The sequence below is a fragment of the Pseudomonas sp. Tav-5-1A genome, from assembly GCF_055755055.1.
Genome location: NZ_CM146901.1, coordinates 6,538,835 through 6,562,349, shown reverse-complemented (window position 1 = coordinate 6,562,349; position 23,515 = coordinate 6,538,835). Strand labels below are relative to the sequence as shown.

General features: G+C 65.2%; 23 protein-coding genes. 1 reads left to right on the top strand and 22 read right to left on the bottom strand.

From position 1 onward, the window contains the following. Positions 1-200: 200 nt before the first annotated feature. The 17 genes from AC0J42_RS30380 to AC0J42_RS30300 are packed head-to-tail and all read right to left on the bottom strand — an operon-like array spanning position 201 to position 14,647. Positions 201-1,160, bottom strand: coding sequence for a PDR/VanB family oxidoreductase (locus AC0J42_RS30380; protein WP_473004930.1), 960 nt, complete (start codon positions 1,158-1,160; stop codon positions 201-203). Between the two features lie 3 nt (positions 1,161-1,163). Beyond that, a complete protein-coding gene (locus tag AC0J42_RS30375) occupies positions 1,164-1,601 on the bottom strand; it encodes a RidA family protein (RefSeq protein WP_473004929.1) in 438 nt (145 codons plus the stop codon). Next, the gene (locus AC0J42_RS30370; RefSeq protein WP_473004928.1) at positions 1,598-2,632 is read right to left on the bottom strand and encodes a Rieske 2Fe-2S domain-containing protein; all 1,035 of its coding nucleotides are present in this window, start codon (positions 2,630-2,632) and stop codon (positions 1,598-1,600) included. Before AC0J42_RS30370 ends, AC0J42_RS30375 begins: the two co-directional genes overlap by 4 nt. 20 nt (positions 2,633-2,652) lie before the next feature. Further along, complete coding sequence (locus AC0J42_RS30365) at positions 2,653-2,880, bottom strand: recombinase-like helix-turn-helix domain-containing protein (RefSeq protein WP_416421603.1); 228 nt, start codon at positions 2,878-2,880, stop codon at positions 2,653-2,655. 1 nt (position 2,881) lies between these two features. Next, positions 2,882-3,199: a hypothetical protein gene (locus AC0J42_RS30360; protein ID WP_455920859.1), complete on the bottom strand. Its 318-nt coding sequence runs from the start codon at positions 3,197-3,199 to the stop codon at positions 2,882-2,884. Next, a complete protein-coding gene (locus AC0J42_RS30355; protein ID WP_416421601.1) occupies positions 3,196-4,173 on the bottom strand; it encodes a VOC family protein in 978 nt (325 codons plus the stop codon). The genes AC0J42_RS30360 and AC0J42_RS30355 overlap by 4 nt, the downstream gene beginning before the upstream one ends. Positions 4,174-4,184: 11 nt before the next feature. Next, positions 4,185-5,666 (bottom strand): aldehyde dehydrogenase, encoded by a 1,482-nt coding sequence (locus tag AC0J42_RS30350; protein WP_473004927.1) that lies wholly within the window; start codon positions 5,664-5,666, stop codon positions 4,185-4,187. A 9-nt stretch (positions 5,667-5,675) separates the two neighbouring features. Then, complete coding sequence (locus tag AC0J42_RS30345; RefSeq protein ID WP_473004926.1) at positions 5,676-6,479, bottom strand: aspartate dehydrogenase; 804 nt, start codon at positions 6,477-6,479, stop codon at positions 5,676-5,678. A 10-nt stretch (positions 6,480-6,489) separates the two neighbouring features. Continuing rightward, the gene (locus AC0J42_RS30340) at positions 6,490-8,172 is read right to left on the bottom strand and encodes a thiamine pyrophosphate-binding protein (protein WP_473004925.1); all 1,683 of its coding nucleotides are present in this window, start codon (positions 8,170-8,172) and stop codon (positions 6,490-6,492) included. Beyond that, positions 8,165-8,962 carry an SDR family oxidoreductase gene (locus AC0J42_RS30335; protein WP_473004924.1) on the bottom strand — a complete coding sequence of 266 codons (798 nt, stop codon included), beginning with the start codon at positions 8,960-8,962 and terminating at the stop codon, positions 8,165-8,167. Before AC0J42_RS30335 ends, AC0J42_RS30340 begins: the two co-directional genes overlap by 8 nt. A 1-nt stretch (position 8,963) precedes the next feature. Beyond that, positions 8,964-9,788, bottom strand: a complete 825-nt coding sequence (locus AC0J42_RS30330; RefSeq protein ID WP_473004923.1) for an IclR family transcriptional regulator — start codon at positions 9,786-9,788, stop codon at positions 8,964-8,966. Further along, on the bottom strand, positions 9,785-10,660 hold the full coding sequence (locus tag AC0J42_RS30325) for an alpha/beta fold hydrolase (protein ID WP_473004922.1): 876 nt from the start codon (positions 10,658-10,660) through the stop codon (positions 9,785-9,787). The genes AC0J42_RS30330 and AC0J42_RS30325 overlap by 4 nt, the downstream gene beginning before the upstream one ends. Before the next feature lie 4 nt (positions 10,661-10,664). Next, the gene (locus tag AC0J42_RS30320) at positions 10,665-11,204 is read right to left on the bottom strand and encodes a cupin domain-containing protein (RefSeq protein WP_416421594.1); all 540 of its coding nucleotides are present in this window, start codon (positions 11,202-11,204) and stop codon (positions 10,665-10,667) included. A gap of 13 nt (positions 11,205-11,217) precedes the next feature. After that, the gene (locus AC0J42_RS30315) at positions 11,218-11,985 is read right to left on the bottom strand and encodes an SDR family oxidoreductase (protein ID WP_473004921.1); all 768 of its coding nucleotides are present in this window, start codon (positions 11,983-11,985) and stop codon (positions 11,218-11,220) included. Continuing rightward, positions 11,982-12,758 (bottom strand): ABC transporter permease, encoded by a 777-nt coding sequence (locus AC0J42_RS30310; RefSeq protein WP_027980853.1) that lies wholly within the window; start codon positions 12,756-12,758, stop codon positions 11,982-11,984. Before AC0J42_RS30310 ends, AC0J42_RS30315 begins: the two co-directional genes overlap by 4 nt. 28 nt (positions 12,759-12,786) lie before the next feature. After that, positions 12,787-13,773: an ABC transporter substrate-binding protein gene (locus AC0J42_RS30305; RefSeq protein ID WP_473004920.1), complete on the bottom strand. Its 987-nt coding sequence runs from the start codon at positions 13,771-13,773 to the stop codon at positions 12,787-12,789. A 37-nt stretch (positions 13,774-13,810) separates the two neighbouring features. After that, positions 13,811-14,647, bottom strand: coding sequence for an ABC transporter ATP-binding protein (locus AC0J42_RS30300; RefSeq protein WP_416427503.1), 837 nt, complete (start codon positions 14,645-14,647; stop codon positions 13,811-13,813). Positions 14,648-15,085: 438 nt separating this feature from the next. Here AC0J42_RS30300 and AC0J42_RS30295 point away from each other — a divergent pair, with 438 nt between their 5' ends. Beyond that, entirely contained in the window at positions 15,086-15,640 is a 555-nt protein-coding gene (locus AC0J42_RS30295) for a hypothetical protein (protein WP_473004919.1), read from the top strand. A 344-nt stretch (positions 15,641-15,984) separates the two neighbouring features. On the opposite strand, the gene tagQ is transcribed toward AC0J42_RS30295, so the two are convergent. The 5 genes from tagQ to AC0J42_RS30270 all read right to left on the bottom strand — a co-directional run bounded on the left by tagQ (position 15,985) and on the right by AC0J42_RS30270 (position 23,513). Further along, positions 15,985-16,911 (bottom strand): type VI secretion system-associated lipoprotein TagQ, encoded by a 927-nt coding sequence (tagQ, locus tag AC0J42_RS30290; RefSeq protein ID WP_416421589.1) that lies wholly within the window; start codon positions 16,909-16,911, stop codon positions 15,985-15,987. 87 nt (positions 16,912-16,998) lie between these two features. Continuing rightward, complete coding sequence (locus AC0J42_RS30285) at positions 16,999-18,672, bottom strand: formylglycine-generating enzyme family protein (RefSeq protein WP_473006920.1); 1,674 nt, start codon at positions 18,670-18,672, stop codon at positions 16,999-17,001. Positions 18,673-18,694: 22 nt separating this feature from the next. Then, a complete protein-coding gene (locus tag AC0J42_RS30280; RefSeq protein ID WP_473004918.1) occupies positions 18,695-19,876 on the bottom strand; it encodes an FtsX-like permease family protein in 1,182 nt (393 codons plus the stop codon). After that, positions 19,876-20,577, bottom strand: a complete 702-nt coding sequence (locus tag AC0J42_RS30275) for an ABC transporter ATP-binding protein (protein ID WP_473006919.1) — start codon at positions 20,575-20,577, stop codon at positions 19,876-19,878. The genes AC0J42_RS30280 and AC0J42_RS30275 overlap by 1 nt, the downstream gene beginning before the upstream one ends. Before the next feature lie 2 nt (positions 20,578-20,579). After that, a complete protein-coding gene (locus AC0J42_RS30270; RefSeq protein ID WP_473004917.1) occupies positions 20,580-23,513 on the bottom strand; it encodes a serine/threonine-protein kinase in 2,934 nt (977 codons plus the stop codon). Between the last annotated feature and the right edge of the window lie 2 nt (positions 23,514-23,515).

Below are 23,515 nucleotides of genomic sequence, written 5' to 3'. Positions count from 1 at the left end.
CCAGTGGTTTAATTAGTGTTGGGGCTAAATAAAACCAAATAATTCAATGCTTTATATATAAAACAAGTTGTTTTGTGCCGCCCTTGAAACACTGCGGTACCCCGGTAACAGCGGTGTGCTTCCTTAGTGCACGGCCACCTCAATATGGGGCGCTGAGCAACGTTCATAAAAAAGCCGGCGTATTTGCCGGCTTCAGGAAGTTATATGTCCAATACCAATCGTCGGCTCTTGCAGCCCGACACGCATACCATCATCGACTTGTTGGCTGCGCGTTCCGACTTGGTCAATACACCATCTCGGTGATCAACATCACCTTCCACAACTTTGGTTTCACAGGAACCACACACGCCCTCGCGGCAGCTGTAATCAATGTCACAGCCCGCTTCCAGCAATACATCCAACAAGTTCAACCCAGGCTCTACATTCAATGTCTTGCCCGACTTGCTCAGTTCCACGCTGTAGCTGCTTTGCGCTTCCTCGCTGGCCGCGACTTCTACCGCCGCGAAGCGTTCGATGTGCGCATGTGGATAACCCAGGCTTTCGCAGGTGCGTTCAAACGCATCCAGCATCGGCGTCGGCCCGCAGCAGTAGAAGTGCGTGTCCGCCGGCTGGCCCGCCAGGTAGTGGGCCAGGTCCGGTGGCACGCCTTTCTCGTCGTTGAAGTGGTAGACCACCTTCGCCTCCAGGCCGCCCAGCGACTCGACCAGCGCCGCCTCCTGGCGTGAGCGCGCGCAGTAGATCAGCTGCGCCGACTTACCCAAAGCCAGCAGCTGGCGGAACATGCAGTAGATCGGCGTGATGCCGATGCCGCCGGCCACCAGCACGCTGTGTTTCGCGTTCAGGTCCAGGGCGAAGTTGTTGCGCGGCTGCGAGATCTTCAGCTGCATGCCCACGCGCAATTGTGCGTGCACGTATTCCGAGCCGCCGCGGCTTTTGCGGTCGCGAAGGATGCCGACCACGTAGCGGCCCTGGTCGCTGGGCGCGTTCAGCAGGGAGTAGCTGCGTACCAGGCCGTTGGGCAGGTGCAGGTCAATGTGCGAGCCAGCTTCGAACGGCGCGAAAACCGTGTCGCCCCAAGGCCGCAGTTCGACACTCATGATGCCTTCAGCTTCATAGCGCAGGGTGTGCACCAGCGCAGTGATGGTGTTGGAATTGGACATGCTTCAGCTCTCCTGCGCCGTGCGTAGGTCAACATCGAGCCGGGCGCCGGCCTCGATTTCCACCACCAGTTCGGGGAACACCAGGGCGCTCGTCTCGACCAGGGTGGAGGTAGGAAAATGGGCGAAGCCTTTGAAGAAATCCCGACGCGCACGGCCCACTTCATCTTTGTCGGCAATGGCGGTGACATACACCGTCAGCCGGTAGATGTTGCCGATGTGGCCGCCGGCGGCTTCCACCAGCGCCAGCACCTTGTTCAGCACCAGCAGGGTCTGGTCGTAGACGCCCATGGGTTCGCCAGCCTGGGCCGCCGTGCGGGTGGCGGGGTGCCCGGTCATGCCGGACATCACCACCTCGTTGCCGATCAGCAGGGCGTTGGACCAGGTGGCGCTGGCCAGTTCGGTCAAGCTCGACGCGCGGATACGCTGAACGGCGGCGTTCATGGCAGTTGCTTCGCTTCGATCAGTTCAAGCTGGGCCTTGGCCTGGCTCTTCAGGTAACGGCGCAGGCGCACCACGCCCAGGTCATGCTGGTAGAGGTTTTCGCGCTGGTTGGCGTCCGGCTCCATGAATTCCAGCAGCACGCGGTCCTGTTCCAGCACGGCCCAGTGGCGCGCTTCCAGGCGGTTCTTGTACAGGAAACGCCAGGTGTCACGCTGCCAGCCGGTCAGCGGACGGGCGCGCCAGTGGAACACCGCAGCCAGCGAGCGGCTGCTGGGGGTGTAGCTGCCAACGATGGTGAAGTTACCGCCCGGGCCGCCGGTTTTCGGGTACGGAATCTCCAGCCGCAGCCAATGGCAGCCATTGTCGAGGAACTCGGTCCAGTCGAAATTGACGCCGCGCTGGCCTTCCTTTTCGAAGAAGAAACCCTGGTCAGTGTCGCGGGTGACGAATTTGGCGGTGGCTTCGCCCTCGCTCATGGAGTGGGACATCTTGTGCAGATAGGTGCCGTGCATTGGGTCCATGACGTTGTCTAGCACGTAGCGGTAGTCGCCTTTCCACTCGGTGTAGCACAGGAAGCTGCTCCACTCGGGCGAGGTCAGCTGCTCGGGCAGCACCAGTTCGGGCGGGGTGTCCAGGTGCGGGTCAGTGGCGTTGAACAGGAAGATCGCGCCCGCGGCCTCGCGGGTGTGAAACATGCGGGTAGGGCGGGCGCCTTCCAGTTTGCAGCCGGGGCTGCCGGGCACCTTGGTGACGGTGCCGTCGCAGCGCACTTCCACGCCGTGGTACGGGCACTGCAGCCGGTCACCCAGCACTGGCCCCTGGGACAGCGGCGCGCCACGGTGCGGGCAGTGGTCTTCCAGGGCGTGGACTTTGCCGTCGTTATCGCGCCACAGGGCAATCTTGTAGCCCAGGCGGCGCACCGACAGCGGCTTTTCGCCCAGCAGTTCGGAGGGCAATACCGGGAACCACAGGTCTTTCAGGCCGTTGGCCAGCAGGTTCTCAACAGGGTCAGCGGTCACGTGCATATTCATGTTCTTCTACCTCGGGCGTCTTACGCGCCCAGCCGGGCCATCAGGGTCTTGTACGCATCTTCGGTCCACTCGCCGGTGGTCAGCGGGCAGGGCGGGCCGGCGTGGTTCAAGTGCGTCAGCAGCGCAGGCAGGTCGGCGATGCCGCTGCCGTAGGCACGCTCGATGGAGTCGCCCAGCAGGTCTTCGAACTGGGTGTTGGGGCGTTTGCGCGCCTGATGGGGCTGCACGTAGGGTTCGGTGCTGCTCATGTCATTGGCCTCCGTTGCGTACCCGTTCGCGGATCATTTCGCGCACGGGTACAAAGTCGTAAGTGGCGTAGCATTCAGTGCGGAACACGCCCCAGGCGGCGCGCTCCAGCTCGACGTTGACCTTGCCCAGCAGGCTGGGCGGCAGGCGCAGGGTGACGATCTGGCCCAGGCCCATGGCCACGGTCCAGGAAACCACCTCGACACCTTCAGGCGGGAAGCTTTCCCACCAGTCCATTTTTTTCATGTGCGCCTGGATGTCTTCCAGGTTCTTCGATTGATCGTGCTTGAGCAGCACGGTCAGCAGCAGGCTCTCGCTCATCGCTGGCCACCTTCCTTGGGCTTGTCGGTGAGGAACTTGCCCTGCGGCGCCTCGACGTGTTGCTGGCGCCGGGTGTTGCCGTCGATGCCGCCGGCAATGGCCCACTCGGCGAACACCGTCGGGCCCGGCTCGAACTCCCGTGGCTGCCATTCGCCGGTCAGTTGGTCTTCGTCGGCGTAGTACTCGATCAGCGCGCCGGCGGGGTTCTTGAAGTACCAGAAGAACGCCGACGACACCGGGTGGCGGCCCGGGCCGATCTCGGTGGCCCAGCCGCTGCGCGAGATGTGCATGCCGCCGCCGAACACTTCGTGCACGTCGCGCACAGTGAAGGCCACGTGGTTCAAGCCGGCGCGCGGGGCGGGCAGCTGCAGCATGAACAGGTCGTGGTGGCCGCCTTCTTCGGCGGTGCGCAGGAAGGCGCCGCGGTTAGGGTAGCGGTCCGAGGCCTGGAAGCCGAAGCGCTCGTGGTAGAAGGTTTCGCAGGCGTTCACGTCAGTGACGAAGAACACCACGTGACCCACTTCGATCGGCGTGGCGCGCTCGTAGATCGGCGCCGGTTTGTTGATACGGCCCTTGGTCTGCCAGGTGTTGTGGCCGCTGCATTCGATGTCCAGCTCACGCTTGCGGGTGACCTGCAGGCGAATCGCCAGGCCGTTGGGGTCGGTGCAGCCAATGCGGCCGTTGCCTTCCACGAAGCCTGGGTCATTGGCGATACGCTCGCTGTACAGCGCCAGGTCGGCTTCGTTCGCCACGCCCCACACCACTTCGCGCACGGTGGAACCGGCTTCGATGGCGGGCGGCAGGCCGGGTTTGTCGATGGCGGCCAGCACTACGCGGCAGCCGTTGAGGGTTTCGAAGATCACCTCGTCAGTTTGCTCGCTGACCTTGTTCAGGCCCCAGTCGCTGAAAAAGCGCGCGCAGGTGGCCAGGTCCTCGACGCCGTAGGTGACTTCATCAATACCTAAAACGCTCATCACGCTACCTCTCAGTGGCCGTTGGCCCAGGCCAATGGTTGTTCGTTCATGCCCCAGTAGAGGCTCTTCTGTTCCATGTACTGCAGAATGCCCAGGCGGCCTTTTTCACGGCCCAGGCCGCTGTCGCGCCAGCCGCCGAACGGCGTGGAAATGGAGAACTGCTTGTAGGTGTTGATCCACACCGTGCCCGCCTGGATCTTGCGGCCCAGGGCCCAGGCGCGTTTGTAGTCGCGGGTCCAGATGCCGGCCGCCAACGCGTAAAGACTGTCGTTGGCCTGCTCGATCAGTTCGGCTTCGTCGTCGAAGGGCATGGCCACCAGCACCGGGCCGAAGATTTCTTCCTGGCAGGTCTGCTGGCTGTTGGTCAGGCCCTCAAGGATGGTGGGCGGGAAGAAGTAGCCGTTGTCATAGATACCGCCGGTGGGGCGCTGGCCGCCCAGGCGCAGGCTGCCACCTTCGGCGAGCCCCAGGGCCACGTAGCGTTCCACCGACTCGCGGTGGCTGGCGCTGATCAGCGGGCCCATCTGCGTGTTTTCGTCGGCGGGGTCACCCAGGCGCAGTTTGGCGGCGCCAGCCACCAGGCGTTCCATGAACGGCTCGTACAACGAGCGCGCCACGAACAGCCGCGAACCGGCAATGCAGGCTTCGCCCGACGAGCTGAAAATGCCGTACAGCACCCCGGCCACAGCGTGGTCCAGGTCGGCGTCATCCAGCACGATGGTCGGTGACTTGCCGCCCAGTTCCAGCGACACCGGCATCATCTTGTCGGCGGCGATGTGGGCAATGTGCTTCCCGGTCCTGGTGCCACCGGTGAACGACACGCGCTTGATCAGCGGGTGTTGGGTGAGGGCGTCACCCAGCAGCGAACCCTTGCCGGGCAGCACGCTGACCAGCCCTTTGGGCAGGCCGGCGTCTTCGCAGATGCGCGCCAGTTGCAGGGCCAGCAGCGGGGTGATTTCCGCTGGCTTGATCACCACCGCGTTGCCGGCTGCCAAGGCTGGCGCAACCTTCTGCGCCTCGCTGGCGATGGGCGAGTTCCACGGTGTGATGGCGGCAACGACGCCCATGGGCTCATAGACGCTCATGGTGACGAAGTCGCCGCGCGACGGCGTGATGGTTTCTTCCAGGGTTTCGCAGGCCGCAGCGAAGAACTGGAACGTGCCGGCGGCGCTGGCCACCAGCGCGCGGGTTTCACCGATGGGTTTGCCGTTGTCCTGGCGTTGCAGCTGCGCCAGTTCTTCACTGCGTTCGCGAATCAGCGCGGCGATGCGGTACAGCACGCTCGCGCGCTCATGGGGTTTGCGCTGCGCCCAGCCGCTGTGAAGGAACGCTTCATGGGCGCCGCGCACGGCGTCTTCAACATCGTCCAGGCTGGCGGCGTTGAGCCAGGCCACCGGCTCGCCGGTGGCGGGGTAGCGGGTGGCGTAGCGTTCGCCACGGCCCAGGCGCCACTGGCCGGCGATGCAGATGGGTAAGGTCTGTTCCAAGGTCATGTTCATCCCCTAGATTGAAATCGCGTGGGCGTGGTTGCCGAGGGCGCGGACCACGCTGTACACGGTAAGGGCCGAGGTCTTCGGGTTGGCCTGCAGCGGCTTGCCGCGCAGGCTCAACTCGAAACCACCGAAGGCGCCGCGGGCTTCGAACTGGTGCACGTTCTCGTCGCTGTGCGGGTCGGCGATCAGCGTCACGTGGGTGCGGTCCAGGCCGATGCCCGCCAGCGACAGGGTGGCGGCGACGTTGGCATTCTTCGGATAAAGCTGCGCGGCTTCGCGGGCGCTACCCTGGAAAATCACCGTGGCTTCGGTGATAGCGTCCAGGTCGCAGGCCAGTTCGCCGGGCGTGTTCTTCCAGGCGCGCGCCGGCTTGCGGCCGGTGTAGTTCACCGCGTCCAGGCCGCCGACCTTGGCGGCCGACAGCGCATCGATGCCGCCGATGGCGCCGGGCAGCAGCTCGATGCGCGTCTGCCCACGCTCGGCGGCCGCTTCCAGGCGTTCCACCAGGCCCACTTCCGACAGCGCGCCCACCGACACAATCAGGCAGGCGATGCCACGCTCAAGCGCCGGCAGCACGTGTTCCTCAATGGCCCGGTGGCCGGCGCACTCCACCAGCAGGTCCGGGCGCGCGTTGGCGGGCAGGGCGGTGAGCACTTGCGGCGGCTGGCTGAAACTGGCCAGGCGCTGGCGCACCAGGTCTTCGGAACCCGCCGAGGCGATGACGTGGTCAACGCACAGGGTCGGGTCCTTCTCCAGCAACTCCAGCACGCCGACGCCAATGGCGCCGCAGCCGATCATGGTGATATGCAGCATGGCGCGGTCCTCAGGCAGTGGCCTTCTGAGCCTTGGTTTCGCTGTTGGGCGGGCCGGCGAACTGGGTGGCAAAACCACCGACGGCAAGCATGTCCACTTCCAGCAGGAAGGGCCCCGGCTCCGCCAGCGCACCTTCGATCACACCGCCGAAGTTTTTCAGGTCGCTGACCAGCGCGTGGCGCAGGCCCATGGATTCGGCCAGCTGCGCGTAGTCCGGTGTGTGCAGTTCCACGTAGGCGTGGCGGGCGCCGTAGATGGCGTCCTGGATGTTGCGGATCACGCCGTAGCGCTGGTCGTTCATCAGCAGGATCACCACATTGGCTTTTTCCTGCACCAGGGTCGCCAGCTCACCCAGGTTGAGAATGAAGCCGCCGTCGCCGGCCAGGGTGAACACCTTGCGCTCCGGTGCGGTTTCGGCAGCCGCCACCGCTGCGCCAATGCCCATGGCCAGGGCCTGGCCGATACCGCCGCCCAAAGCGTGCACGCCGGCGCGCGGGTGGAACAGGTTGATCAGGCGGTTGCCCCAGATGCTGTTGGACAGGGTCACGTCGCGCACCCAGGAGAAGTTGCGGCCGGTGACGGCTTGCAACTGCTCCACGAGGGCGGTGTAGGGGCCCAGGTCGCTGTTGAGCTGGGCGCGGGAGTTGGTGCGCACCGCAGATAGTTCCACGTGGAACATTGGGTCTAAATTCAGGCGACCTTCCAGTCGGTTGGCCAAACCGTCCAATGCCAGCGCCGTATCACCGCACACGAACTGGTCGCTGCTGTAGCTGCGGCCTTCGATGGCCGGGTTAGCGTCGATACGCAGGGTGGTCTGCGGCAGCTTCAGTGCGTACTTGAACGTCTCGTTGGAGCGCAGGCGCGAACCGGCCACCAGCAACACGTCGCACGATTGCATGAACTGTTCCACGGCGCGGTTTTGCGAGAACGCACCCAGGCAACGCTCGTCGTCCTCGTTCACTACGCCGCGGCCTTGGGTAGAGGTGATGACACCCACGCCCATGGCCATCAGGCGCTTCACCTGCTTGCCCGCATGGCGCGCGCCACCACCGAGCCACAGCATCGGGCGCTTGGCCCCGGCCATGCGTTCGGCCAGTGCGTCTAGCGCTTCAGGTGCCGGCACCGCGACCGGGATTGGCAGCGGCGCCAGGTCAGTCGGCATGGTGATGAAGGTGGACTGGATGTCGATCGGGATCTCGACGCTGACCGGGCCGGTGGGCGCGGTGAGGGCGGTCTGCACCGCCAGCTTCAGGGTGCTGAGCGCGGTCTCCACGCTGCGCACGCGGAAGGCGGCTTTCGACACGGCCTTGAGCATGGTCAGCTGGTCGCGGGCCTCGTGGATGTAGGCGAATTCCTGGTCCAGGTACTGGGTCTCGATCTGCCCGGTGATGTGCAGCAGCGGCGTGCCGGCGGTCTGCGCTTCCACCATGGCGCCTGCCGCGTTACCCGCAGCGGTACCGGTGGAGGTCAGGCACACGCCCAGGCCGCCGGTGGTGCGGGCGTAGGCGTCGGCCATGTTGGTGGCGCCGGCTTCGCCGCGGGCCATGACGAAGCGGATGTTGCCGCGCACGGCGAAGGCATCGAGGATCGGCATGTTGTGGATCGAGATGACCCCGAACGCGGCCTTCACGTCGCAGTGTTCGAGGAACGCAGTAATGGCAGCACCTACGGTGACTTGGTTGTCGTTACGCATGGCGGGACAGGCCTCCAGAAACGTCGATATGGCTGCCTGTGGTGTAAGCCGACAAGGGCGAAGCCAGGAACAGGATCGCGCGGGCTGCCTCTACGGGCAGGCCCAGGCGGCCCAGGGGAATGTGTTTGCGTTGCGCCAGTTGCGCGGTCCATTGCGACCAGTCCAGGTGGCGCTCTTCACGGGCTTCGAAGCGGCGGCGCCACTGGCCCGACTCCACCAGGCCGATGAGGATGCCGTTGACCCGGATGCTCTTCTCGGCGAACTCGGTGGCCATGGAACGCACCAGGTTTTTCAGCCCGGCGCGGGCGGCGGAGGTGGCGACCATGTGCGGCTCGGGCTGGCTGGCCAGCAGCGAATTCACGCAGACGATGGCCGCACCTGGGCAGCGTTCAAGCTGGGGCATGAAGGCGCGCACCGGGTTGATCACCGAGAAGAACTTGAGGTTCAGCTCTTCGGTCCAGGCCGCGTCGGTGGTGTCGGCGAAGGTCGACACCCGCCCTTGGCCGGCGTTGTTGATCAGCATCTGCGCCGGGCCGAAGGCGGCTTCACTGGCGGCGGCAAACGCCTGCACGCTGGCGGCGTCGAGCACGTCGCACACCTGGGCCAGCAACTGAGCATGAGGAAAGCGTGCGCGCAGGTCGGCTTCGGCGCTGCGCAGGCGGTCTTCGTTGCGGCCACAGAAAGCCACCTTGGCGCCGGCTTCCAGCAGCAGTTCGACGCAGGCCAGGCCGATGCCGGAAGAGCCACCGGTGACGATCGCGGTGCTGCCTTGAATCTGATAAAGGCTCATCTCAATCCCTCATCAGCGCAGTGACGCGGCTGCCATGGCCGGGGGTGTAGTTGAGCAGGCGCGACAGTTCGTCGGCGCTGCGGCGCACCTGGGCCAGGGTTTCCTCGAAGTTGACGTGGCCGATCTGCGTGGTCGGAATGGTCACGCCCAGCGCTGCCACCACGCAGCCACTGTGGTCACGCACGGGCGCGGCAACGGTGGAGATAGCCGATTCGAAGAAGCCCTCACCGCTGACGTAGCCACGCTGGCGGTCGGCCTGCACCAGGTTGAACAGGTCCAGCACGGTCTTGGGCGTGCACAGCGAATGCTGCTCCAGGTGTTCTTCGGGGTATAGCTCGCGCAGCTCGGCCAGGCTCAGGTCTTCCAGCAGGATGCGCCCCAGCACGGTGGCGTGGGCGGGCAGGCGGGTGCCGACATTGACCGAGCTGGAGAACACCGACGGCGGCGAGACCTTGGCCACGTAGACGATGGAGCGGCCGTCGCGCACCACCAGGTTGCTGGGGTAGTTGAGCTTGTCGCACAGGCGCGCCAGCAGCGGCTGGCCCAGCTCGGTCAGTTCCAGCGACGCCAGGTATTCAAAGCCCAGGCGCAGCACCGACATGCCCAGGCGGTATTCGTTGCCGCTGCGGTTGACGAAGCCCATGGTTTCCAACGTGGTGAGCAGGCGGAAAATGGTCGAGCGCGGCAGCTCCAGGCGGCGCGCCAATTCCGGCGCCGTGAGGGTGCGGTTCTGCCGGCTGAATTCGCACAGCAGCAACAGGCCGCGCTCCAGGCCCGGGACAATGTATTTGTCCTGGGCGTCCTTGTTCAGATCTGAGTCGTTCATTGGGCACTACCTGTCAAAGATTCCTTGAGGGCGAAGGCCAGGCGGCCTGCCACCACGGCGGGTTGTTCTATGGGGCTGGCGTGGCCGGCGTCGGCGATCAGGTTGAAGCTGGCGCCCAGGGCCTTGGCCAGGGTCAGGCAGCCTTCGGGGGCAGTGATCGCGTCGGCCTCGCCGCAGTGCACTTCGCAGGGCACTGGCAGCGGGGCGTGGCGCAGCAGGTCGTCGCCGCACAGCAGCTCGATGGCCTGGCGATAACCGTGTTGGTTCAGGCGTGACATGTTCCAGCACACCCAGGCCAGCGCCTTGGCGGTGGGGCGTGGCGAGAGCATGGCGCTGCTGCGTTGGGCAGCCATCTGCGCGATGCCCAGCGTTTCCAAAGTGGCGATGCGTTTGCTGCGGATCTGCTGGCGCTGGATTTCGCGGCCAGGGTCGCCATAGCCACGCGCCGGGCTCAGCAGCACCAGGCGGCTGACGTGCGTGGGGTGCAGGCGGGCAAACGCGGCGGCGGTGATGGCCCCCAGCGAATGGCCCACCAGCACGCAGCGTTCGATGTTCAGTGCAGCCAGGGTGTGCAGCAGGCGCTCGGCATAGGCTTCGGCGCGCGGCGCGGCAGGCGCCAGCGGCGTGGACTCGCCATAACCAGGGGCGTCCCAGGCGATAACCCGGGCGCCCTGGCCCAGTTGCAGCGCCACTTCCAGCCAGGAGCCAGCGCCCGAGCCGATGCCGTGCAGCAGCACCACGGCCGGGCCGTTGCCGGTTTCGCGCACAGCCTGTTGGCCGCCGGGTACGTTCAGCAGTCGCTGGGGGAAACGGCTGGCCAGCAGGCCTTGCAGTTCAGCGCTGGGGTCGAGGTTTTCAGTGGCGTGCAACATGGCGTCAACCGCGCTTGATCGAGGCCAGAGGGTGCTCTGGCGGATAGGTCGGGGTGATGGGCTTCTTGGCGCCGAGCATCACGCACATCAGTGCGTCCTCATCGCCGATGTTGATCTCTTCGCGGTACACGCCCGGCGGCACCGAGATCACGTCGCGGTCGGTAAGGATCGTTTCGTAGCGCTCGCCGTCCTTCTCGATCACCACCTTGAGCTTGCCGCGCAGCACGAAGAACACCTCTTCAACGTCGGTGTGCAGGTGCGACGGGCCTTCGTGGCCGGCAGGAATCACCATGGTGGAGAAGGTGAAGTTCTCCGACGGGATGGTGTTCATGTCGGTGCTCACCCCGGTGCCGCCGGTGCCGATGTAGCGCATTTGCGCGCGGCGGTACTTGGGGTCGTAGTCGGCCTGGAACTTCAGCGCGTTCCAGTCGTACTTGCGCGTCTCGTAACGGGCAATGCGGGTTTGCATCCAGGCTTCCAGGCTGGCGCCTTCAGGACGTTCCCAGCTTTTCGGGGCTTGTTGTTGTGCGGCTAGATCAGTCACGGCTGTCTCCTTCTCAGGGCATGACGAACCCGCCGTTGACCGGCAGGGTTTGTCCAGTAATGAAGCGGGCAAGGTCGGAAAGGGCGAAGATCACCGCGCCGCTGACGTCCTCGGGCAACTGCGCGCGCTGGATGGCGCGCTGCTCGGTGTACAGGCGGTGGCGTGCCTCGGGCACGTAGGCGGTGGCTTCCACCAGCACCAGGCCGGGGGCGATGGCGTTGACGGTGATGTTGTCCTTGCCCAGCTCGCGGGCCAGGCTGCGGGTCATGGCAATGACGGCGCCCTTGCTGGCGACATAGGCCAGCAGGTTGGTGGCGCCCCACAGCGGGGTGTCGGAGGCCAGGTTGATCACCGCGCCGTGGCCGCTTTGGCGCAAGGCCGGCAGGCAGGCCCGGGTCATCAGCCAGGTGCCGCGCACGTTGACCTTCATCACCGTGTCCCAGGTGTCGATGTCCAGCTCTTCGCAGGTCTTGCCGCCGGAGTTGGTCACCGACGCGTTGTTCACCAGGCCGTCCAGGCCGCCCAGTTGTTGGGTGGCGGCGGCCACGCAGGCGTCGATGGACGCCGGGTCTGCGAGGTCCACCACCAGGCCGGTGACGTCCAGGTCCATGGCCTGCAGCTCGGCGGCGGCCTGCTGCACGCGGTCGGCAAGAATGTCGGCGATCACCACCCGCGCGCCGGCGCGGGCAATGGCTTCGGCAAAGGCCAGGCCCAGGCCGCGGGCGCCACCGGTGACCAGCACGCGGCGGCTTTCAAGCAGTCGAATGGAAGGTTTCATCATTTGGTACTCAGCATGGCTTTGGGCAGGTAATGCAGCACGCGCTTCTCGGCCCATACCACCGCGCCGTAGGCCAGCACGCCGATCAGGGTGAGCATGACAATGGCGACGAACACGCCACTGGTGTTGCCCTGGCCTTCAGCGTCCACCAGCAGGAAGCCCAGGCCCTGGTTGCCGCCCACCAACTCGCCGACGGTGACGCCGATGACGGCCAACGTGGAGGCGATGCGCAGGCCGGAGAACAGCGCGGCCATGGCCGAAGGGAACTCCACCAGGCGGAAGATCTGCCAGCGGCTGGCGTTCATGGTGCGCACCAGGTTGATCATGTCCGGGTCCACGGTGCGGATCGCCGACAGCACGTTGATCATCACCGGGAAGAACACGATCAGGATGGCAATCAGGATCTTGGGGTAGATGGTGTAGCCCAGCCACATCACGAACAGCGGCGCGAAGGCCACTTTCGGCGCAATCTGCAAAGCCAGGATGTACGGCGACAGCATCGCCTCGGCCGACGGCGACAGGCCCAGGGAAACGCCGATCATCACGCCCAGCAGGGCGCCCAGGCCGAAGCCGACGATGATTTCGAAGGCGGTGATCAGGGTATGTTTCATCAGGCCGCTGGTGCCCCACATGGACACGGTTTCCTGGGCCACGCGGCTCAGCTTGGGCATGACGAATTCGGGCATGCCCAGCAGGCCCGGGCCGAATTGCCAGGCCAGCAGGAACAGGATCAGCAGCCCGGCGCTGCCGAGCATGGAGGGGTTCAGACTTCTCATCGGTTAATACCTGTGTGTGTCCCGCGGCTTACTGGGCGGCCGTCGTGGTGTCGATGAACTGGTTGGTGTAGAGGTCTTCCAGCTTGGGTTCCTTGGCGACGATGCCTTCGCTGACGTAGAACTGGCGGACCTTGTCCAGGCGCGCGGGGTCTATGCGGCCCAGCACGGTCTGGTGGGCGTAGACGTTGTCGACATAGAGTTTGAACACGCGCTCAAGCTCGGCTTCCTTGCCGGCGTAGGCGGGCACCGCCTTGGCGAAGGTGACGGCGGCAGCGTGCGGGTCCTGGATGATGTCGCGCATGCCTTCGAGGGTGGCCTGTACCACGCCGCGCACCACGTCGGGGTGGTTCTGGATGGCGTCGTCGGAGGCCAGGATGGCCTGCGCCATGCTCTCGAACACCTGGTCCTGGGGGATCAGTTTCACGTTCAGCCCGGCATCCTGGGCGTCTACCACCCAGTCCGGCACGCCGGCCATGGCTTCGGCTTTCTTGGCCGAGAACAGCTGCCACACACCGGCGGGGCCGGCGGCCTGCACGTTGACGTCGTCCTTGCCCAGGCCGGCCTTGCGCAGCGAAGCCAGCAGGGCGTAGTAGGTGGTGTCCGAGTAGGACATCACGGTCAGGGTCTTGCCCTTGAGGTCCTGGATGGAATTGATGTAGGCGTCGGCGTTGGTGGCGATCATGGTCACGCCGCCGGCGCCCAGCACGGCCACGGCCCGTACCGGGATGCCGTTGGCGCGCACTACGATCGGTGTGTCACCGATGGCGCCGCCGACCATGGCGTTGCCGGCGCCGATCTGCTTGGCCACGTCGACACCGCCTTTGGCGGCGATGAACTCGACGTTCAGGTCCTTGCTGCTGTAGTAGCCCTTTTCCTTGGCGATCACCCAGGGTGCGAACGCGGGCGAATTCGGTGGGGCCGGCAGCAGGTAGGTGACGTCCGTCTGCGCCTGGGCCAGGCCCGCAAGGCCCAGCCCGGCGGCAAGGAGGGTGGTGGTGAACAGCGACTTGAACATGCGTGCTCCTGAATCGGTGATGGCCGTGAGGCGTTGATCAATGCAGTTCGGTGTCTTCGCCGACCTTCAGCAGCTCCATCAGCCGCCCGGCCAGCGGGCCGATCTCCGGCAGCTTGCGGCGCTCCAGCGGGTTGTTGCGGAAGGGCAGGTCCACCACGATTTCCTCGACGATGGTGCCGGGGCGGGCGCTCATCACCAGCAGGCGGTCGGACATGGCGATGGCCTCCACCAGGTCGTGGGTGATGAACAGCGCGGTCTTCTTCTCCTGGTAGAGCATCTGCGCCAGGTCCTGCTGCAGGATCATCTTGGTCTGCGCATCCAGGGCCGAGAACGGCTCATCGAGGAACAGCACCTGCGGGTCGATGGCCAGGGTGCGGGCCAGCGCCGCGCGCTGGCGCATCCCACCCGACAGCTGGAAGGGGTAGTGGTCGGCGAAGCCTTGCAGGTGGCAGCGGTTGAGCAGATCTTCGGCGATGACCTTGCGCTGCTCCTTGGCCATGCCCTGGATCTCCAGGCCCAGCTCCACGTTGCGGCGGATGCTGCGCCAAGGCATCAGCAGGTCCTTCTGCAGCATGAACGCCACCTTGCGCACTGGCCCGGTCACGGCTTCGCCACCCACGAAGACTTCGCCTTCGCTGGGGCGGTACAGGCCCGAGCCCATATTGAGGATGGTGCTCTTGCCGCAGCCGGAAGGCCCGATGATCGACACCACCTCGCCACGGCGAATCTTGAAATTCACTTGGCGGATAGCGAACGGCGCTTCAGCCTTCCCCTTGGCCGGGAAGCACTTGCCGACCTGGCGAAACTCGATCTCGGTCGGCTCCAGGTCTTCCTTGGGAGCTTGCTGATTCCATTGCGGGGTAACGGCATACATCTCTTTCACAGCCATTGGGGAAGCTCTCTGGTCTGTTTTATAGGTGATACGACGTTTAGTGCATGAACAATGCCAGCAGCGTTTCCTCACTAGATTTTTGAAAAAAACCGTTATTTATTAGATGGTTAAATGCGTGTGGTTAATTTGTGAACGTTCCACAGGTAAAACACGGTTTTCTATATGGCACGGATCTGCACACCGGCTGTGCGCGCGGTGTGTAACTGCGAGAAAAGAGTGCTTTTTCCGGTAACGTCGGCGATAGCGGCGTTTTGATGGCTTGTTTCGCTAATGAAATGCCGTGGCTATGGCCTGCTCGGATCGACAATTTTTGACTTGAAAATCTTCGATCAAGCTTACGTACTGGCCCTTAGAATCTTGTCGGGGCAGGCCGCAGTGGCCTGCTCATGACCGCCAAGGACGGCTTGATAAGGACAGGTAGTGCACGCATTCCAAGACCATCCCGCGCCTTTTACCCATGGAGGCGCGACCTATGATTTTGCTCATCTGGCCTCAACGGTCCTGAAATTGAATCTGGCCGACTGCCAACACATCGTTGCGGAGTGTCGTTTCAAGAGCCACTGCTACACGCGGAAACCTGGGCATGATGAGTCGCTGGCAGGTCTCGTAACTATCCGTGATGAAAGAGGCGAGTTAAGGGTCCTATGTCCCGTCCGGTACCATCTGAGTTTTTTGCTGGTGGGATGGATTTCCAAGTGGCGAGCGCAACCATGCGTTTTCGGTAAAAATTTCCGCCATGGGGTGGAGAATTGGATCGTTGTGGAGTGCCGTGAGCACCAAAGGATCAAGGTCGCTTTCAGCGTCGATAAACATGAATTGCTCGTGCCCGGAATCATGATGTGGATCAAGACCGTGCATCCCTATGACCGAAGTCGTCCCCCTGTAGCAGGAAGGGTCAACAGCATCCCTTTTCAGGTGCTGGTCAAGACGGTGGCCTACACAGGGCAGTTGCCGCGCGTGAAAACCAGAAAATGAGGCATACAAAAAAGCCACTCCGAGGAGTGGCTTTTCGCAGAAGAAAGTTTCGGGTGCTCTTTAAACCAGTGGTGTCTGGAGCCCCCCGTAGGGGTCGGCCAATAGAATTCCTTGCATGACTGAGCAGCAAGTCCCCGGGCACATCTATCTGCACGCAATCCTACGGGTGGACGAAAAATAGTCAAGCCGAATCGCAATAGCGCCTCGCCGAAGGAGTAACTGACAGTTTCAACGGTCAAGCGCACGTTCCACGTGGAACACTCCGGTCTAAATCCCAAATCCCAGGTAAAGAAAAGCCCCCAGCCGCTGAAGCAGCTGGGGACCTAGGTCTAGCCTGCGTCAGCTCAAGCCTTGCAGCTGTCCGGTGCCCAGTCGCCCATGTCCGGGCTGCTGCACACCTTGGCCATCAGGCTCTGGCCGTTGGCGGCCACTTGCTTGCCTTCAGCCTGTTTGGCCTGGGCGTTCTGCAGGCTCTTCTCGGTGCTCACGGCCTGGGTAGGCACGTTGCTTGGAGCGGGCTTCTTCACTTTGACCTTGGTCTTGGCCTTGGTCGGTACTACCGAGGTGCTGTCGGCGGTGGCCACGGTGACCACGTCCTGGCGCTGCACGCCTACCTGTTGCAGGTCTTTCTCATAGGCCTGGGAGTAGGAGTCGACGTCCTGGGTGGCCTTGCCGTTGGCGGCCACGATCAACTGGTTGCTTTCACGCAGGCCCGAGACGATCTCGGCCAGGCGACGACGGCCTTCGGTGTCGCTGATGGTCTTGGCCTTGCGAGCCGAAATCAGGCGATCGAACTCGGCCTGGTAGCAGGTCTGCGAAGCCTTGGCGTAGGCGATGTTGCGGTCCAGGGACTGGGTGCTGCTGTCGACGTCGGTGGCGTAGGAGCCGATGCGCTGCTTGTCGTCGGTGATCTGCTGCTGCTTCTGGGTGTAGTAGCCCACTGCGCCGCCGGCCAGTGCACCGCCGGCCACGCCGATGGCGGCGTTGCGGCCCATCTTCTCCTTGTCGCCAGCCAGGGCGCCGGTCACGCCGCCCAGCAGGCCGCCCACCACCGCGCCGGTTGCTACCGACTTGGTCATGTCCGAGTTGGTGCTGCGCAGGTGTTCTACCGGCTCGTAGCAGGTGGGGTAGTACTCGACCTTGGTGGTCTGCGCCACCTTGGAGGTTGGCGCGCTGGCGCAGCCGCCCAGTACCAGGGTGAAGCTGGTGGCGATCAGCAGTGCACTGCGGCGGGCGCTGGCGGCAGTAAAGGTGTTGAGGGTCGAACGCATGATAAGTGTCTCTTCCTTTGGTTTAGCTGTTGCGGCGGGCTGCCACCATGGCTGCCCACCCTTTGTTCGCTCGCTCGTGGGCCCGGCTTACTTCTTGCCAGCCTGGGCGAGCAGTTCCTTCAAAATCACCTCGGGGTCAGCCCGCTGTTGCTTGCGGTACTGGCCCACGTGGGTGACGAACAATGTGGCGCGTGCTACCAGGCTCTTGCCCAGTACCGGCTTGCGCCCCAGTTCTTCCTTGACTCGTTGAAACTGCGCCTGGATCACCGCGTCGGTGTAACGGGTGCCCGTGGCCAGGTTGTCGATGTAGATCGCCACGGCGCCATCCAGCGCGCTGCGGCCGTTGTCGATGGCCGAGCCGAGCAGGTCGGCGCTGGCCTGGTCCTTCATGGCCAACGCCTTTTCACGCGTGGTGCGCAGGTTGGTCAGGCGGATGTTGTAGTTATTGATGGTCTCGGCCACCAGGGCCGAGGACTGGATCAGGTTGCCGGCGGCTTCCTCGCGCTGCTTGGCGATCAGCGAGACGTTGCGCTTGAGCTCTTCGTTGACCAGCCCCAGCTCAGCCTGCAGGCGAGGGTCGACGCTGGCGGCGATGATGCTGTCCAGGCGCTTGGTCGGGTCCTGGGCGTCGTCGATGGCGTCGGTCAGCGAAGCCAGCCGGCCTTCTTTTTGCCACTGCGCAAACAGCTCGCTGTAGCGCGAACGCGGCGCGGCGAGGGCGCCCAAGGCCACGCGGAAACCGGTGGTCTCGTTGCGCTGCTCGGTGCCGTCGGCGGCGAACAGCGGGTACTCGCGGCGCATGCCGGTGAACAAGGTCATCTCGCCTTCGAGGTAGTTGCCACCCTTGACCACGAAGCCGCCGTAGGTGCCCTGGCGGCGTCCGGCGCTGACCAGCTGGAAGGACTCCTGGACCATTTCGGCGGCGTTGCCGATCACATCGAACAGGCCGATGGGGTTGGGCAACTTGGTGCCAATCGGCATCAGCCGCGCGCCTTGCCCGGTGCCGCCAGCGACCTGGCTGAACACGGCATAGTCAGAAAGCGGGCCATCTTCATCGCTGCCTTCGGCGTGGCGGGGGAACAGCCGCCCCTCCAGTTCCTGGCGGCTGACCGCCTGGCCGCCACGGGCGGCATACTCCCATTCCACCTCGGTAGGCAGGCGCACGAAGCCCAGGCCGCCGTCTTCGGCGCTGGTACCGCGACCGCTCACAGGCAGCAACTCGCGGTGGTATTTCATCAGCCACGCGCTGTACACCGCGGCGAAACGTTCCGCTTCGAAGTGCGACAGGCTGACCTTGGGCAGGCGCCCGGTCATGGCAGCATCGGCCTCGCAGGCTGGGGGCGCCTCGCCGCTGGCCAGTGATTGCGCCTGTGCCATTACCTGGGCGTACTGGCGGGCAGTGACCTCGTACTTGCCGATGAAATACAGCATCGGCTTCAGCGGGTTGCCGGGGCCGTTCCTGGGCAGTAGCGGGGTGAGGGTCTTGCGCCAGTCCGCCGCCAGGTCATTGAGGGTGAACTGGCCGTTGATGTAGTCGCGGCGGTAGCCGGAAATGAACGACTGTTTGTAGCCGGCCTCGCCCTCGCTGAACGGGTAGCCGAGGTTGATCTCGCGGTCGTCCAGCGGCCCGTTGGCCAGCACGTAGACATAACGGAACACCATTTCGCCGTCGCAGGGCAGCGGCAGGCTGACGTCATCGGGCAGCGGCTTGGGGTTGTCGAACTTGTTGTCGTCGGCCATGGCCAGCGAACTGGCCGCCATCAGCGCCGCGAAGGCCCAGTGTCTAAACATCGCGAATTCCTTGTGCGGCCTGCAGGCGGGTCACGCGCCAGCCGCCGGCGGTGGCCGCGAGCAGGCTGACCAGTACAATCGCCAGCAGGGCGACGGCCAGGTGGGCTGGCAGCAAGTGGCTGGCCAGTTGATCGAAAAGGTGGTTGAGCAGGTTGGCGCCGAGGCCGTAGAGCAGCGCGGCGAGCAGGGCGGCCAGCAAGGCGCTGTACAGCGCCTGCGCCAAGACGAAACCGAGCAACGCGCCGGTGCGCAGCCCCAGCAAACGAAGGACCGACAATGCCCGGCGCTTGCGCTCCACCGCTGCCAGGGTGCCGGCGGCGATGGCGGCAAAAGCGCCGGCGCAGGCGAGCCCGGCAATCAGCCAGAACACCGTGGAGAGCCGCTGGCTCAGCGCCTGGACCTGCTCGATGGCGCTGGCTTGAGTTGCCACGACCAACCCTTGGCGGGCGAAGAACTGGCGTAGCGGTTCGACGGCAGCCAGGTCCCGGGCGTACAGGCGGAACGCCGGGTAAACCCGGGCGTTGCCCGCCGCACTACCGGGCCAGCCGAGGGCGGGCACGGCGCGGCCATCGCGGTAATCCTCGGCGGCCTCCAGCAAGGCCAGGGAAGCAAAGATGGCGTCACGCTGGAAAACGCTGATGGGCAGCACAGCTTTCACCAGCAGGGTCAGGTGGCGGACTTGCACCTGGCCTGCGTCCTGGCGGGTGATCAAGGCTTCGACCGCTTGCCCGGCATGGGCGCCGAGTTTTTGCGCGGTGGTCTGGCTCAGCAGGACATCGGTCAGGCCTGCTGGCGCCGCGATGCTACCTAGCAACGGATCGCCCGCGCCGGTAGGAATCATCTCCACCGCGAGCGTCTTGCCCTGGGGATCAAGTAGGTCCGCGGTGGCGGCGATTTGCCGGGTGCGCGGCAAAGCGAACGCCACGTCGGGGCGCGCAGCCAGCGCAGCGATGTCCGCCGCGCTGAAGCGGCCACCGGCCAGCGGGATAATTTCGCGCGTGGCCGGGTCTTGTTGCAGGCGCTCGGTGAGCCCGCCGATCAGGCCGAACTTGAGGCCGAACAACAACAGCAAGGGGGCGACCACGGCCACCAGCGCCAGCACCGCGCACAGCGACAGCCGCCACTCGTCGCGGAAGTCCTGCCAGGCCAGCGTCATCATCAGGGCGGCGCGCATCAGCCGTGCTCCAGGCGTGCGGTCACGCCGCCGTCGCTGTCGCGCACAAGCGCCAGGCGCAACATGGGCAGGCCGCAGCGTTCGGCCAATTGTTCGTCGTGGGTGGCAATCAGTCGCGTGGCGCCTTGTGCACTGGCCTGGGCCAGCAGCAGTTGCATCACCCGCTCGGCATTGAACGGGTCGAGTGCTGCCGTCGGCTCATCGGCCAGCAGCAAGCGAGGGCCATGGGCCAGGGCGCGGGCGCAGCTGACCCGCTGGCGCTGGCCCACGGACAATTGCGCCGGCTTCTTGCCCAACTGCTCGGCAATGCCCAGCTGCTCGGCCAGGCGCTCGACGCTGCCGTCCTCGGGCAGCCCCAGCAGTGCCCGCGGCAGGCTGATGTTGCCGCGCACGCTGGTGAAGCCCAGCAGGCCGCCGGTCTGCAGCACATAGCCCAGGTGGCGGCTGCGCAGGTCTGCCAGGCGGTCCTGCTGGTTGGCGCGCCACAGGCCGAGCACGTCCTGCCCGCAGAACTGAAAGCGCGCAGCCTGCTCCGGGGCCGCCACCAGGGCCAGCAGGTCGAGCAGGGTGCTCTTGCCGCAACCGCTGGGGCCCACCAGGGCGAACTGCTCACCCGCAGCCAGCTGCAGCCGCTCGATTTCCAAGCTGTAGCGCTGGGCGCCCTGGCCGCGCGTTGTACACACCTCGTGCAGGTCGAGCATAATCATGGCAGCGTCGACAGTGGCACGCGGTACAGCGCGTCACCCGGCTCGGCGTCGCCGAAGCGCACCCAGTTGGCCAGGTCGTTGTGGAAGGTTTCGTAGAGCTGGATCTTCGATTCCAGCTCGTCGATGAAGTCCTGCTGCTCGGCCACCGACAGCGACAACCACAGGTTCTGGGTCATGGTCAGGGCCTTGCTGCGGTAGGGCAGGCCTTGCAGGTATTCGCCCAGCACGCCGCCGTCGGCCAGGTTGGCGCCGCTGCGCAGTGCCGAAGGGTCGCGGCTCATGTAGGCGCTGGCGCTGGCGATCTCCTGGAAGAAGTCCTTGGGTGAAGTCTGGGTCTTGCGCGCAGCGTCGACGATCAGCTTCAACGACTGTTGCAGGTCGTTGAGCTGCAGCTTGGTCAGCAGCACGCACACCTGGAACGCCGGCAGCGCCGGGTTGGTCAGGTCGCGGTCGGCGGTCCAGGCGCTGACCAGCTGGGGGGCGCGGTTGGCGGCGCGGTGGCCAAGGAAGTCCATGTGCATGGCGTAGCCGATGGCGGCGGATTTATCGCTCAGGCTCGGTGACTTGGCCAGCAGCGGCACCGCCGGCGATTCGCTGCGCACCTGATGCACCAGTTGCGCGAACACCGAGCCGATCTCGCGGACGCGCTCGCCGAAGCGCTGCACGTCGCCACCGGGAATGGGCACGTAGAGATCGCCGATCTGCGGGTTGGCGTCGGCGGTCAGCACCCGGTACTGCTGCTCGGCGGAGGCGTGGTTGTTCTTGCCGGCGTCGGTGCGCAGGTGCAAGGCAAAAATCTTGATCTGCTTGTTCAGCGCCGCCTGGCGCACTTCGGCCTCGTTCATGTGCGTGCTGCTCAGCGGGTCGGCCTTGCGCAGCGCGCCGGCGTCGCTCACCAGCAGGATCAACCGGCCGCCGTACGGCGACCAATCCATGCCCTGCACGGCCTGCATCACCCCGGCGAAGGCGTCTTCGTTGAACGACTGGCTGGACACCGTGGTGGCTTTCACCTGCCGGGCCAGGTCCAGGAAGCGTTGCGGGTCACGGCCCTGGTCCAGGGGGATCAGGGTCTTGGCCAGATACTCCAGGCCCGGGGTCTTGCTCAGGTTGTTGCGGAAGCCCACCAGGCCGAAGCTGACGTTATCCAGCTCGCCGCGCTGGGCAATCTGGCTCTGCAGTTCGTGAACCACGGCGGTGACCTGGTCGATGTAGGGCTGCATCGACACCGAGGTGTCCACCACCAGCACCACGGCCGTGCGGAAGGCGTCGGTCTTGGCCGTGGCCGCTGGCCCGTCGTTGGTGCCCGGGTCGATGGAGGCGACGTTGAGCAGTTGTACCGGCTGGCCGTTGTCATCGAAGCTTTCCTTCGAGTCGAAGATGGGCAGCAGGTAGAACTTGTCCTGGGGGATAGCACTGGCGCCTGGCTCCAGGGCCAGCAGCAACTTGCCATCGCCCTGGCCCGCCTGGGCCTGCGTGAGGGCGCGGCGGGCGGCAGCAGGGTCGGCCAGCAGGCGTTCAACGCTGCTGGCAGCGTTGAGGAACATCACTGGCGCGCGGCCCGAACGCTCGGTGAACTTGAGCACCAGGCTCTGCTTCCAGTCGCTGACCTGGCCGGCTGCCAGCCAGCCTTCGCTGTGGCCTTCGGTGCCTGCGCCCACCCGCAGCCATTCAACGCCATCGACAGCCTTGCGCTGGTACACATAGAGCACCGAGAACGCTGGCAGCGCCTTGCCGCCCTTGGCGCCGGGCTCGGCTGCCAGGCTGGCGCCAGGCTTGCTGAGAATGCGTTGGAACAGGGTTTTCTTGCCCGCCATCAGCAGCGGTCGGTTGCCACCGTCCTGTTCGGCGGCAACGGCCGGTGGCGGGGGCGCCACCTGCGCGGCGGGCTCGGCGGCCGCCTTGGTCTTGCCGCCACCCAGCAGGGCGTAGCCACCGCCGCCGATGGCCAGCAGCACGGCCACGGCGATGGCACTCAGGGCCAGCACCGGGCGCTTGGTTTTCCCTGGCAACACGGCAGGTGGTTCGGCGGGGGCAGGGGCAGGAGCAGCCTGGGGAATGTCGATGCTCACCGGCTCCAGGCCGGCCAGCGAAGGTGCGCTAATCACCGGGCGGATGCGCGTGGCGTCGTTATCCGGCTGCCGGTCCAGTTCGTCCAGGGCGGCCAGCAGCGCATGGGCATCGGCGAAGCGCTCGGCGGGGTCCTTCGCCAGCAGGCGGCTGAGGATCGGCTGGTAACGGCCTTGGGCGATGGGCAATTCCGGCAGCGGTTGGGTCAGGTGCGCGAGCGCCGTGGACAGGGCATCGGTACCCACGTACGGCAGCTTGCCCGCCAGCATTTCATAGAGCACCACGCCCAACGCGTAGAGGTCGGCGCGGCCGTCGATCTCCTGGCCGCGCGCCTGCTCCGGGCTCATGTAGCTGGGCGTGCCCACGGCGAAACCGGCCTGGGTGAACTGGGTGCGGTCGTCCAGGGACTTGGCGATGCCGAAGTCCGAGAGCACTGCCGTGCCGTCCGCGCGGAACAGGATGTTGGCCGGTTTCACGTCGCGGTGCACCAGGCCCTGGGCGTGGGCATAGCCCAGCGCCGAGGCGATCTGGCGCAGGTACGGCAAGCCCTGCTCGGGCCCCAGGCCTTGGGCCAGGCGGTCCTTGAGAGTGCCGTTGGGCAAGTATTCCATGGCCATGTAGTACAGCTCGCCGACATTGCCGATGTCGTGGATGGTCACGGTGTTGGGGTGGGTGAGGCGTGCCAGGGTGCGGCCTTCGCGCAGGAAGCGCTCGCAGAAGGTGGCGTCGGCGGCCAGTGCCGCGGCCATGACCTTGAGCGCCACCTTGCGCTCCAGCGAACGCTGGGTCGCCAGGTACACGGTGGCCATCGCGCCTTCGCCGATTTCGCCGTGGATGTCGTAGCCAGGAATAGTGATCTGCATGG